Origin of the sequence: Methylobacterium sp. Leaf94 (genome assembly GCF_001426045.1) — a bacterium.
Taxonomy (GTDB): Bacteria; Pseudomonadota; Alphaproteobacteria; order Rhizobiales; family Beijerinckiaceae; genus Methylobacterium.
In genome coordinates this window covers 79,342-91,713 of record NZ_LMRM01000006.1, presented here as the reverse complement: position 1 = coordinate 91,713, position 12,372 = coordinate 79,342, and the positions used below count along the sequence as shown (strand labels likewise).

Below are 12,372 nucleotides of genomic sequence, written 5' to 3'. Positions count from 1 at the left end.
GCTGAACCAGCCCGCGAGGTCCGGCACGGCACGGCCCATGCAATTCAGGATGGCGCCCGGGCAGGTGCGGAGAAAGACGGGCGGCGTGTCGGATCGACGCCGCTCGGCCGCCGGCCCGGATCGAGTCCGGCTCAGGCCGAACGGGAGAGCGGCATCTCGCGCGGGCCGATGAGGTCCGCCTTGCGTTCCAGCAGAGTCGGCGGGGGGACCGGGGCCTCGATGGTGCAGACGACACCGCTGGCCGCGAACAGCAACTGGACCTCGCCATCGAGTTCCCGGGCCAGGCTGCGCTCGATCAGGCGCGAGCCGAAGCCGGTCCGGGTCGGCGGGACGACAGGGGGGCCGCCCGCCTCGCTCCAGCGCAGGATCAGGCGGGTCTCCGCCTGGCGCTCCACCGACCAGGCGATCGTCACCGTGCCCCCCTCCTGCGAAAGCGCCCCGTACTTCACCGCATTGGTGCCGAGCTCGTGGAGCGCCATGGCGATCGACAGGGCCAGGCGCGGCGGCAGCCGCAGGGCGGGACCGGAGACGAAGAACCGGGAGCGCTGCCCCTCCGTCGCATCCAGCGGCGCGATGGCGTCGGCCACGACGTTTCCGAGTTCGGCGCCGTCCCAGCTCTCCCGGGTGAGGACGTTGTGCACCCGGGCCAGGGCCAGCAGGCGGGCCTCGAACGCGGCTCGGGCCGCGGTGGCCTCCGGCCCCTCGAGCCGGCGCAGGGACTGTCCCGCGATCGACTGCACGGTGGCCAGGGTGTTCTTCACGCGATGGTTCAGTTCGTGGATCAGCAATTGCTGGTGCTCGGCGGCGCGCTTGGCGTCGGTGATGTCGACGTTGCAGCCCGTGTAGCCGAGGAAATTCCCGGTATCGTCCGTCCGCGGCACCCCCTCGCAGCGCAGCCAGCGCACGACGCCGTCCTGGTCCACCACCCGGACGTCGGCCTGGAAGGGCACCCGCGCCGCGAAGGCGTCCCGAAAGCGGGTCGCGAAGGCCTCGTAGTCCTCCGCGAAGATGATCCGGCGCCAATCCTCGCCGGCCAGCACGGCGGCCGTATGCAGCCCGAACATGTGGTCGAAATGCATGTTGGCGAAGCTGATCCGGGCGTTCTCGTCGGTCATCCAGATCAGGGCCGGAGCGGAATCGGCCATGTGGCGGAAGCGGGCTTCGCTCTCGCGCAGGGCACTCAGGCCGCGCTCGGTCTCCGCCAGCGCCCGGTCGCGCTCGTCGCTGCGCAGGCGCAGGCGCTGGGAGGCCTCCGCGAGCACGTCCCCCAGGCGCCGGATCTCGTGGATCGGCGAGGTGATCCGCGGGATGACCTCGCCGCGGGAGAGGGCCGGCCCCGTCGCGGCGAGCCGGCGCAGGGGCTGCGAGACCCGCGACCACAGGTGAACCGCCAGGATGGACGAGGTCGCCAGCACCAGGAGGCCGAAGCCGCAGAAGGCCCAGATCCAGTTGCGCAGGCGCGCTTCCACCAGGGCCTGCGGGATGATCGCGGCCGCGGTCCAGCCCGTGAGGCGGGAGCGGGCCTCGACGACCGTCACGGCCTTGAGGCGCCGATCCTTGCCCTCCCAGACATTCGGCGTCGCGGTCTGGTACTGACGCAGGGTCGCGAGGCGCTGCGAGCCGATATTGGTCTCCGGATCGGGCACCCGCGCCAGGATGACCCCGTCCCGGTCGGAGAGGCCGGTGGTCCAGCCCTCGACGGCTTCCCGGGCGACCAGGCCGTCCAGCCGGCCGATCGGGACCGTGAAGCTGAGGATATGGGTGACGCCGCCCTCGCCGAACACCGGCACCGCGACCGCATAGGTCGCGTCCGTGGGCTTCATGCCCTTGACGTAGCCCGAGACGACGGCGCGCTGGCTGCCCGTGGCGATCTCGCGATCGAAGGGCAGCCCGCTGCGCGGCAGCGGGGCCCGGCGCGGCACCGCCGTGTTCACGACCTGCTGTCCGTCCGGTCGCCGAAGCAGGATGTCGAGGCCGACCGCGTCCCGCACGAGGCGCGCCTGGGCGTCGAAATTGTCGAACTCGCCGTCCTTCAGTCGCGGCGATGTGGCGAGGGTCTGCAGCACCGAGACGAGGCCCGCCGTGTCGCGGTCGACGGAGAGGGCGATGCTCCGCACGTTCTCGCGGGCATCCTGCTCGAAGCGGGCCCGCTCGGTTCCCGCGTAGCGCGCGAGCAGGATCGCCGTGAACAGCAATCCCGGTCCGATCAGCGCGATCACCAGGGCGACCAGGTAGACCTGGGTCGAGAAACCGCGCTGTCGGACACGCGCGAAGGCGGAGGCGAGCGACCCCCACCCCCGGCGCCAAGTGCGGCGCCCGGTCGGGGTCTCTCCGGGAGGCGGGGTCTCTCCGGGAGGCGGATAGCTCATGAGCGCGCGACGCCCGCGCGATCGATGTGTCCGAGGTCGCGATCCGGCGCGAGGTGATCCCGAACGCGCTGCTTGAGGACCTTGACGTCGGGGAAGCCGCCGTCGCGCGTCCGATCCCAGATCAGGTGCGGTCCGCACAGGATCACGAAGACGCCGCCGGTGCCGGGGATCAGCGCCACCTCCCCGAGGTCGTCGCGAAACGTGGAGAGGAGTTCCTGCGCCATCCATCCCGCCCGCAGCAGCCACTGGCACTGCGTGCAGTAGGTGATCGAAACCCGCGGCTTCTCGGGCGATGGGCGGGGCGTTTCGTCCATGGCGGGTAAAGCGACCGATCGCTCCCGGCTTGTCAACCGAAACGCGCGCCCGGGCACCGCACGGCGATGGTGTTCGGTGGGGTTCGGCGACGTTTTCCCGTCACCCGGCCAAGTTTTTCCCTGTGCGCCTTTATCGCAGCGCCGATGCGCCTATGTGTGTTCACGGGCCGGTGAGGGACCGATCTTCGCGCGGCGCGCCGATGGCCAAGGAGTTCAAGCATGCGTTCAGGTGTCGTCACCCCGACGACGGGTCCCGTCCGGGCCTGGCTCGGCAGGGTTCGGATCGCTGTCGCGGCTCTCGCCCTGGGCACGACCCTGACCGGCTGCGGAGCGATCAATCGGGTCCCGACCCTCGAGGAGCGGGCGAAATCCTCGTGGAGCGAGGTGCAGAACCAGTACCAGCGCCGGGCCGACCTGATCCCGAACCTCGTCGAGACGGTGAAGGGCTACGCGCAGCAGGAGAAGGACGTGCTGATCGGCGTGACCGAGGCGCGGGCCAAGGCGTCGAGCGTCAAGGTCGACGCCTCGACCGTGAGCGATCCGCAGAAGTTCAAGGAATTCCAGGACGCGCAGAACCAGCTCTCGGGCGCCCTCGGCCGCCTCCTCGTCACCGTCGAGCGCTACCCCGACATTAAGTCGAACCAGAACTTCCTCGCCCTGCAGTCGCAGCTCGAAGGCACCGAGAACCGGATCGCCGTCGCCCGCCGCGACTACATCGCCGCGGTCCAGGACTACAACACCGAGGTCCGCACCATTCCGGGCCGGTGGATCGCCGCCATCTTCTACCCGGACGCGAAGCCGATGGAGACCTTCACGGCGACGCCCAACGCCGAGCGCCCGCCGAACGTGAAGTTCTAGCCCGCCATGGACCGTCCGCGCCCGGGCAGCGCCGGGACAGACGCCATCCGGTCGATCGCCGCGCGGCTGATCCTCGGGCTCTGGCTCGTCGTCGGCGCCACCGGCCTCGCGCACGCGCAGGCCGGTGGCGCCGAACCGACCTTCCCCGCCCTGACCGGGCGGGTGGTCGACGGCGCCGGCCTCCTCAAGCCCGAGGACCGGACGGCCCTCGAGACCAAGCTGAAGGCCTACGAGGACAAGACCTCCGATCAGGTGGTGGTCGCCACGGTCCCCAGCCTGCAGGGCCGGACGGTGGAGGACTACGCCAACCGCCTGTTCCGCGCCTGGAAGCTCGGGCAGGCCAAGACCGACAACGGGGCGCTGCTCCTCGTCGCCCCCAACGAGCGCAAGGTCCGGATCGAAGTCGGCTACGGCCTCGAGGGGGCCCTGACCGATGCCCTTTCGAAGGTCATCATCACCACCGCGATCACACCACGCTTCAAGACCGGCGACTACGCCGGCGGCATCAACGCGGGCGTCGACGCGGTGCTGTCGATCCTCGCGGGCGACGCCGAGGAGTGGCAACGCAAGGCGCAGGTACGCAGCGACGAGGCCGATTCCGGACAGGTGGTGATCTTCATCGTGCTGTTCTTCGTCGTCCTGTTCGTCGTCTACCGGATGAACCGCGGGCGGCGGGGCGGTGGGGGCGGCTTCATCATCCTGCCGGGGCCATCCTCGGGGGGCTGGAGCGGCGGCGTCTCGGGCGGCTTCGATGGGGGCGGTTTTTCCGGCGGGGGCGGCTCGTCGGGTGGGGGAGGAGCCTCCGGTGACTGGTAAGCGACCGCCCTTTCTCGATGCGCCGGCGCGGGCGCGGATCGCGGAGGCGATCCGCCGGGCCGAGACCGCGACGTCCGGCGAGATCGTCGTGCTGGTGGCCGCCCGTGCCGGACTCTACCGCTCCGCGCCGCTGCTGCTCGCCCTGGCCGCCGGCCTCGTCCTGCCCTGGCCGCTGATCGTCCTGACCCCGTGGAGCGCGGCCACGATCGCGCTGGCGCAGGTCGCCGTGGTCCTGCTGGCGCTCCTGGCGGGTCTCCATCCCCGGGTGCGGATGGCCCTGGTCCCACCGGCGATCCGCCGCGATCGCGCCCACGAACAGGCCCTGCGCGAATTCACGACCCGCGGCCTCAGCCGGACGGCAGGGCGGACCGGGGTGCTGATCTACGTCGCCCGGGCCGAGGGCCATGCCGAGATCGTCGCCGATCACGGCGTTGCCGCGCGCGTCCCGCCCGGCGCCTGGTCCGGCGCGATCGAGGCGCTCCTGGCCGCCCTGCGCCGCGGCGAGGCCGCGGCGGGCCTGACCGAAGCCGTCGGGCAGGTCGGCACCATCCTGGCCGGGTCGCTTCCGCCGGAAGCCAGACCCCTCGACGCCCTGCCGAACCGCGTCATCGAACTCGATTGAGGATCGCGGGCCTTTCGCAACCCGCGGTGACAAACGGGGGATGGGTTATTCAATCCCTACCGATTGAAATCGCGGGCCTCTGGCCCTGCGGAAGAATTTGCGCAAGAAGAGCCCTTGACGACCGGCCACGAAGGACAGGTCGCAGGAGCGAGACGTCTATGAGTGCGGTAACGAAGCACGGGCCCTGGGCCCTCGTGGGAGCGCTGGGGGCGGCCGCCCTCGCCATCGTCGCGACGACGCGCGGGGAAACGGTCAACGCCCTCTGGATCGTCGTGGCGGCGGTCTGCGTCTATCTCATCGCCTATCGCTACTACTCGCTCTTCATCTCCTCCAAGGTCATGCGGCTCGACGACAGCCGCCGGACGCCGGCCCACGTCCACAACGACGGGCTCGACTACGTCCCTACCAACCGCAACGTGCTGTTCGGACACCACTTCGCCGCCATCGCCGGCGCCGGGCCGCTGGTCGGCCCCGTGCTCGCCGCGCAGATGGGCTACCTCCCGGGCCTGCTCTGGATCCTAGCCGGCGTGGTGCTGGCCGGCGCCGTGCAGGACTTCATGGTCCTCTTCATCTCGATGCGCCGGGACGGCCGCTCGCTGGGCGAGCTGATCCGCTCCGAACTCGGCACCATTCCGGGCGTCATCGCCCTGTTCGGCACCTTCATGATCATGGTCATCCTGCTGGCGGTGCTGGCGATGATCGTCGTGAAGGCCCTGGCCGAGAGCCCCTGGGGCACCTTCACGGTCGCGGCGACGATCCCGATCGCGATGCTGATGGGCCTCTACGCCCGCTACATCCGGCCCGGAAAGGTCGGCGAGGTCTCGATCATCGGCTTCGTGCTGCTGATGCTGGCCATCGTCTACGGCGGCAACGTGGCGGCCGATCCCTACTGGGGCCCGGTCTTCACCTTCACGGGCACGCAGCTCTGCTGGCTGCTGATCGGCTACGGCTTCATCGCCTCGATCCTGCCGGTCTGGCTCCTGCTCGCCCCGCGCGACTACCTCTCGACCTTCCTCAAGATCGGCACGATCATCGGCCTGGCGCTGGGCATCGCCTACGTCGCCCCGCACATGCAGATGCCGGCCGTGACCAAGTTCGTCGACGGCAGCGGGCCGGTCTGGGCCGGGTCGCTGTTCCCGTTCCTGTTCATCACCATCGCCTGCGGCGCGGTCTCGGGCTTCCACGCGCTGATCTCCTCGGGCACCACGCCCAAGCTCATCGACCGCGAGTCCGATGCCCGCTTCATCGGCTACGGCGGCATGCTCATGGAGAGCTTCGTGGCCGTGATGGCGCTGGTTTCCGCCAGCGTGATCGAGCCGGGCATCTACTTCACCATGAACTCGCCCGCCGGCCTCGTCGGCACGACGCCGGAGAGCGCGGCGGCCGCGGTGACGAAGCTCGATCCCGCCTTCGCCATCACGCCGGAGCAGATCGCCCAGACGGCCAAGGACGTCGGCGAGCACTCGATCATCTCCCGCGCCGGCGGCGCGCCGACCCTCGCGGTCGGCATGGCGCACATCATCTCCTCGGCCATCGGCGGCAAGGCGATGATGGCGTTCTGGTACCACTTCGCGATCCTGTTCGAGGCGCTGTTCATCCTGACCGCGGTGGATGCCGGCACGCGCGCCGGGCGCTTCATGCTGCAGGACCTGCTCGGCCTCGTCTCGCCGCGCTTCAAGGACACGACGGCCTGGGCGCCGAGCATCCTGGCCACCGCCCTCTGCGTCGGCGCCTGGGGCTACTTCCTCTACCAGGGCGTCACCGATCCCCTCGGCGGCATCTACACCCTGTGGCCGCTGTTCGGCATCTCCAACCAGATGCTGGCCGCCGTGGCCCTGACGCTCGCCACCGTGGTGATCTTCAAGATGAAGCGCGAGCGCTATGCCTTCGTCACGATCATCCCCACCGTCTGGCTCTGCGTCTGCACCCTCACGGCCGGCTGGCAGAAGATCTTCTCGGCCGACCCCAAGATCGGCTTCCTGTCCCACGCCGATCGCTTCTCGGCGGCCATCGCCGAGAACAAGGTGCTGGCGCCGGCCAAGAGCATGGCCGACATGCACAAGATCGTCTTCAACGACCGGATCGACGCCGCCCTCGCGGTGCTGTTCGTCGGCCTCGTGCTCGCCATCGCCACCTTCGGCATCATGGCCTGCGTGAAGGCCTATCGGGCCGATCGCTGGACCGCCCTGGAGAGCGGCGGCCCGGCCGCCGTTCCCGCGGAGTAAAGCCCATGGCGCTGTCGTCGACCGAATTGCGGGACCGTCTCAAGACCTTCTCGAAATGCGTCTGCGACGGCGCCCGACTGATGGTGGGGCAGGGCGATTACGAGGCCTATGCCGCCCATATCCGCAGGACGCATGCGGACCAGGAGCCCATGAGCGAGCGGGAGTTCTTCCGGAACCGGGAGAACGCCCGCTTCGGCGTCGGCAACCGCAGCGGCTTCCGCTGCTGCTGAACGCGTCCGCCTGCCGTACCGGCGGGTCTTCACCGGACGGACGGCCTCGCGCGCGTCCTCCGCAGCCATCCGATCACACGCAGACGCGCCCGGCGGATGCCGCCCCCTGGCCCGGCCCCGAGCCCGCCGCGTGGGCCATCCCCACGGGCTCGGGTGACGCGGTGCCGAGGGGCCTCGACCGCGACGTCCCGACGAAGCCTGCCCAGACCTCGGGCCGCGGCGCCGGCGATGCGGCCCCCGGTTTACACCCGGAAACAAAAATCCCGGCTTGAAACCTCGATTGCGTCGCGGCGTCACGGCTACAGAGGAACCGGTGGCATGCGACCACCGTGGTACACCAGCCTGAACGCGATCGCGTGGGAGCCGCATGGGCCTCGTCCAGTATGCTCTGAAGTTCCGCATCACGATCTACGTGCTGGCCGTGCTGATGATGCTCGGCGGCGCGGCGGCGGTCGTGGTCGCGCCCAAGGACGTGCTGCCCACCGTGGATATCCCGGTGGTCGTGGTGGTTTGGACCTACAACGGCCTGTCGACCTCCGAGATGGAGCGTCGCATCACGACCTACGCGGAGTTCTCGCTCTCCAACAACGTCAACAACATCGCCCGGATGGAATCGACGACCCTGCAGGGCACGGCGATCCAGAAGATCTACTTCGACGGCGCGGTGAGCATCGATCTGGCCATCGCGCAGGTCGTCTCGGCGATGAACTCGATCCGCGCGACGATGCCGCCCGGGGTGCAGCCCCCCATCGTCCTGCGCTTCTCGGCCTCCTCGGTGCCGGTGATCCAGCTCGCGCTCTCGTCCGACCGGGAGAGCCTGACCAAGGTCTTCGACTACGCCCAGTATCGCATCCGCCAGCGCCTGACCCAGGTGCCGGGCTCGACCCTGCCCTCGCCCTTCGGCGGCACCCCGCGCCAGATCATGGTCGATCTCGACCTGCACGCCCTCCAGGCCCTCGGGCTCACGGCGCTGGACGTCACCAACGCGGTGACGGCCCAGAACCTGACGATCCCCTCCGGCCTCGCCAAGATCGGCGAGCAGCAATACCCGGTGCAGCTCAACGCCTCGCCCGAGGCGATCGAGGCCCTGAACCAGATCCCCATCAAGGTGGTGGGCGGCCAGCCGATCCTGGTGCGCGACGTCGCCAACGTGCGCGACGGCGGCCCGCCGCAGGTCAACATCGTGCGCGCGGACGGCCTGCATTCGGTGCTGATGCGCATCTTCAAGAACGGCACCGCCTCGACGCTGGATGTCGTCAACAACGTGAAGAAGGCGCTGCCCGACATCCAGGCCGCCGCCCCCGAGGGCATGAGCCTGAAGCCGCTGTTCGACCAGTCGGTCTTCGTCTCCGCCGCCATCGAGGGCGTGATCCACGAGGCGATCATCGCGGCGGGCCTGACGGGCCTCACCATCCTGCTGTTCCTCGGGTCGTGGCGCTCCACCATCGTGGTGCTGGTCTCGATCCCGCTCTCGATCCTGACCTCCCTGGCGATCCTGGCGGCGCTCGGCGAGACCATCAACGTGATGACGCTGGGCGGCCTCGCCCTGGCGGTCGGCATCCTGGTCGACGATGCGACGGTGGCGATCGAGAACACCTACCGGCTGTTTGAGGAGGGCGAGCCCTTCCGCAAGTCGGTGGTAGAGGGCGCGGCCGGCATCGCCAAGCCGGCACTGATCTCGACCCTGTCGATCTGCGCCGCCTTCGTCTCGGTCTTCGCCCTCACGGACACGCCGAAATACCTGTTCACGCCCCAGGCCCTGGCGGTCGTGTTCGCCATGCTGACCTCCTACGTCCTGTCGCGCACCCTGGTCCCGGTGCTGATCGACGTGCTGGTGGCGCGGGAATACGACGCCAAGCACGGGGCGGGCGCCGCGCCGCGGCGGGGACGCGTCGCCCGCGCCCTCGCGTGGATCGGCGGCCCGGTCTTTCGGCTGGCCGGCTGGGTCCGCCACGGCTTCGAGGCGCGGTTCGCGCGCTTCCAGCGCGGCTATCTCGGCCTGCTCCACGTCGTCGTCGCCCGCCGCGCCGCGACGCTGACCCTGGTGGCCGTCGTCTTCGCCACCACCGCCGGGCTCTTCGTCTTCGTGGGGCAGGACTACTTCCCGCAGGTCGCCTCGAGCCAGATGACCCTGCATCTGCGGACGCGGCCCGGCATGCGCATCGAGACGGCCGAGCAGGTCTTCGCCCAGGTCGAGAACGTGGTCCGCGAGGTGATCCCCGAGGGCGAGATCGACCAGATCCTCGACAATATCGGCCTGCCGGCGAACAACTACAATTTCGCGTTCTCGGACGGTTCGTTCGTCGCCTACAACGACGGCCAGATGCTCATCAACCTTAAGGAGGGCCACGGTTCGGTGGCGGATTACACCAAGCGCCTGCGCGAGGTCTTGCGCGAGCGTTTCCCCGACGTGGTGTTCTACTTCCAGCCCTCGGACATCATCACCCAGATCCTGAACTTCGGCACCCTGGCGCAGATCGACATCCAGGTCTCGGGCCGCAACACCGCCAAGGACCTCGAGGTGGCCCAGAGCATCGTCCGCCGCCTGAAGGCGGTGCGCGGGGCGGTCGACGTGCACCTGCACCAGATCGTCGGCACGCCGCAATTCTTCGTCGACGTCGACCGGCGGCTCGCCTCGGAGCTCGGGCTGACCCAGCAGCAGATCGCCCAGGGGCTGAACGTCTCGCTGTCGGGCTCGTTTCAGGTGACGCCGAACTTCTGGACCGACCCGAAGACCGGCATCCCCTACCAGCTCTGGGTGCAGACGCCGGAATACCGCAACGACTCGCTCACCGCGCTCCAGAACACGCCGCTCCTCGTCAACGGCAATGCGGATGCGCCGGGCGTGCTGACGCTCCTCTCCAGCGTCTCGACCCTGCGCCGCGAGGGGTCGCAGACGGTGATCAACCACGTCAACACCCAGCCGACCTTCAACGTCTACGCAGCGGTGCAGGACAGCGATCTCGGCTCGGTGTCGAAGGCGATCCGCCAGATCGTCGCCGAGGAGCAGAAGGCCCTGCCGGCCCCCGACAAGATCACGGTCCGGGGCCAGATCGAGAACATGGAATCGGCCTTCTTCCGGCTTCAGGTCGGCCTCGCGATCGCCCTGGTGGCGGTCTACCTGCTGATGGCGGTGAACTTCCAGAGCTGGGGCGATCCCTTCGTGGTGCTGGCCGCCCTGCCGCTGGCCTTCTGCGGCATCGTCGCGAGCCTGTTCATCACCGGGACGACGTTCTCGATTCCCTCGCTCTTCGGGGCGATCATGTCGGTGGGCATCGCCTCCGCGAACTCGATCCTGCTGGTGACCTTCGCCAAGGAGCATCGCGAGGCCACGGGATGCGGCGCCGTCGAGGCGGCCCTGCTCGCCGGCGAGACCCGCCTGCGGCCGGTGCTGATGACCGCGAGCGCGATGTTCCTCGGCCTGATCCCGATGGCCCTCGGCACGGGCGAGGGCGGCGAGCAGAACGCGGCTTTGGCCCGGGCCGTCATGGGCGGCATCGCCATCGGCACGCCGGCGACGCTGCTCTTCGTGCCGTTCCTGTACACGCTCCTGCGCCGGGGCGCGGTCAAGCCGCTGGAGGATTACGCGTGAGCCGTTGGCGGGTCTGGAACAGGGATGGCAGGATGAGGCCCGGTTCGGCGATGGGACAGGCGTGATGCATCAGACCCACGATCCGTCCGACATCCAGCCGCCGCCCGGCAAGGCACCGTTCGTGATCGCCGCCCTGGCGGCCATCGGCCTCCTCGCCTGGGGCGGCTACGGCCAGATGCAGCGGCGCGCCGCCGCCTCCGAGACCCAGCGCAAGGTGAACAGCTTCGTGCCGGTGGTGCGCACCGCCACCGCGGAGCGGGCGGACAAGCCCATCGACATCACCCTGCCGGGGCAGACCGACGCCTTCGCCAAGGCGGCCCTCTACGCCCGCGCCACCGGCTACATCGCCGAGCGCCGGGTCGATATCGGCAGCCGTGTCCGCCAGGGCGACATCCTGATGCGCATCGCGGCGCCCGACCTCGACCAGCAGCTGGCCCAGGCGGAGGCGCAGACGGGACAGCTCGAGGCCGCGCTCCTCCAGGCCCGGTCCATGGTCGACCAGGCCAAGGCCAATGTGAACCTCGCCAACGTCACCAACAGCCGCACCTCCACCCTGGCGGGGCAGGGCTGGGCCTCGAAGCAGAACGCGGACAATTCCCAGGCCAGCGTGCTCAGCCAGGCCGCGACCCTCGCCTCGGCGGAAGCCGGCGTGAAGGTGGCCCAGGCCAACATCAAGGCCCAGGCGGCCACGGTGGAGCGCCTGCGGGCGCTCACCGGCTTCAAGGACATCATCGCGCCCTTCGACGGCGTGGTGACCCAGCGCGGCGTCGATGTCGGCGACCTCGTGCACGCCGACGGCACAGGGACCGCCCTGCTTTCCATGGACCGCGACGACATCCTGCGCGTCTCGGTCAACGTACCCCAGAACGTCGCCGTCGGGGTGAAGCCGGGGGTGGATGCGTCCATCAAGGTGCCGCAGATCGCCGACCGGACCTTCTCGGGCAAGGTCGAGCGCAGCTCGGTGGCGCTGCTGACCTCGTCGCGCACCCTGACGGCGCAGGTCGACGTCCCGAACACCGACGGCGCCCTGCGGGCCGGGCTCTACGTCTACGTCACCCTGAAGGTGCCGCGCACCGAACCGAACGTGCGGGTGCCGGCCGAGACCCTCGTCTTCAACCAGCGCGGCACCCAGGTGGCGGTGGCCCGCGACGACGGCACGGCACAGTGGCGCACGGTGACGATCCGGCGCGACCTCGGTACCACGGTGGAGCTCGACCAGGGCCTGGAGGGCGGCGAGGAGATCGTACTCAGCCCCCCCGCCGACCTGCAGGACGGCCAGAAGATCGAGCGCAAGCCGCCGACCGCCGACGGCAAGCCGCTGAAATCGGCCGCGCGCTGAGGGCAGG

The 12,372-nt window shown here is 69.8% G+C and carries 9 protein-coding genes; 7 read left to right on the top strand and 2 right to left on the bottom strand.

Annotation, left to right across the window (positions count from 1 at the left end):
• Positions 1-131: 131 nt before the first annotated feature.
• Entirely contained in the window at positions 132-2,369 is a 2,238-nt protein-coding gene (locus tag ASG63_RS05390) for a sensor histidine kinase (protein ID WP_082559186.1), read from the bottom strand.
• The gene (locus ASG63_RS05385; RefSeq protein WP_056212846.1) at positions 2,366-2,683 is read right to left on the bottom strand and encodes a SelT/SelW/SelH family protein; all 318 of its coding nucleotides are present in this window, start codon (positions 2,681-2,683) and stop codon (positions 2,366-2,368) included. Before ASG63_RS05385 ends, ASG63_RS05390 begins: the two co-directional genes overlap by 4 nt.
• A 219-nt stretch (positions 2,684-2,902) precedes the next feature.
• On the opposite strand from ASG63_RS05385, the gene ASG63_RS05380 reads away from it, so the two are divergent.
• The 7 genes from ASG63_RS05380 (at position 2,903) to ASG63_RS05350 (ending at position 12,365) form a co-directional block, all read left to right on the top strand.
• Complete coding sequence (locus ASG63_RS05380; protein ID WP_056212844.1) at positions 2,903-3,541, top strand: LemA family protein; 639 nt, start codon at positions 2,903-2,905, stop codon at positions 3,539-3,541.
• Positions 3,542-3,547: 6 nt separating this feature from the next.
• The gene (locus tag ASG63_RS05375; protein WP_056212842.1) at positions 3,548-4,357 is read left to right on the top strand and encodes a TPM domain-containing protein; all 810 of its coding nucleotides are present in this window, start codon (positions 3,548-3,550) and stop codon (positions 4,355-4,357) included.
• Positions 4,347-4,979 carry a TPM domain-containing protein gene (locus ASG63_RS05370; RefSeq protein ID WP_056212840.1) on the top strand — a complete coding sequence of 211 codons (633 nt, stop codon included), beginning with the start codon at positions 4,347-4,349 and terminating at the stop codon, positions 4,977-4,979. Before ASG63_RS05375 ends, ASG63_RS05370 begins: the two co-directional genes overlap by 11 nt.
• A gap of 158 nt (positions 4,980-5,137) precedes the next feature.
• The gene (locus ASG63_RS05365; protein WP_056212837.1) at positions 5,138-7,204 is read left to right on the top strand and encodes a carbon starvation CstA family protein; all 2,067 of its coding nucleotides are present in this window, start codon (positions 5,138-5,140) and stop codon (positions 7,202-7,204) included.
• A 5-nt stretch (positions 7,205-7,209) separates the two neighbouring features.
• Entirely contained in the window at positions 7,210-7,434 is a 225-nt protein-coding gene (locus ASG63_RS05360; RefSeq protein WP_056212834.1) for a YbdD/YjiX family protein, read from the top strand.
• A gap of 367 nt (positions 7,435-7,801) precedes the next feature.
• Entirely contained in the window at positions 7,802-11,026 is a 3,225-nt protein-coding gene (locus ASG63_RS05355; RefSeq protein ID WP_056212833.1) for an efflux RND transporter permease subunit, read from the top strand.
• Positions 11,027-11,090: 64 nt separating this feature from the next.
• On the top strand, positions 11,091-12,365 hold the full coding sequence (locus ASG63_RS05350) for an efflux RND transporter periplasmic adaptor subunit (RefSeq protein ID WP_056212831.1): 1,275 nt from the start codon (positions 11,091-11,093) through the stop codon (positions 12,363-12,365).
• The last annotated feature ends 7 nt before the right edge of the window (positions 12,366-12,372 follow it).

Excerpts from the sequence above, each read along its gene's own strand:
- ASG63_RS05390 (WP_082559186.1), bottom strand. The coding sequence starts at position 2,369 with ATGAGCTATCCGCCTCCCGGAGAGACCCCGCCTCCCGGAGAGACCCCG.
- ASG63_RS05385 (WP_056212846.1), bottom strand. The coding sequence starts at position 2,683 with ATGGACGAAACGCCCCGCCCATCGCCCGAGAAGCCGCGGGTTTCGATC.
- ASG63_RS05380 (WP_056212844.1), top strand. The coding sequence starts at position 2,903 with ATGCGTTCAGGTGTCGTCACCCCGACGACGGGTCCCGTCCGGGCCTGG.
- ASG63_RS05375 (WP_056212842.1), top strand. The coding sequence starts at position 3,548 with ATGGACCGTCCGCGCCCGGGCAGCGCCGGGACAGACGCCATCCGGTCG.
- ASG63_RS05365 (WP_056212837.1), top strand. The coding sequence starts at position 5,138 with ATGAGTGCGGTAACGAAGCACGGGCCCTGGGCCCTCGTGGGAGCGCTG.
- ASG63_RS05360 (WP_056212834.1), top strand. The coding sequence starts at position 7,210 with ATGGCGCTGTCGTCGACCGAATTGCGGGACCGTCTCAAGACCTTCTCG.
- ASG63_RS05355 (WP_056212833.1), top strand. The coding sequence starts at position 7,802 with ATGGGCCTCGTCCAGTATGCTCTGAAGTTCCGCATCACGATCTACGTG.
- ASG63_RS05350 (WP_056212831.1), top strand. The coding sequence starts at position 11,091 with ATGCATCAGACCCACGATCCGTCCGACATCCAGCCGCCGCCCGGCAAG.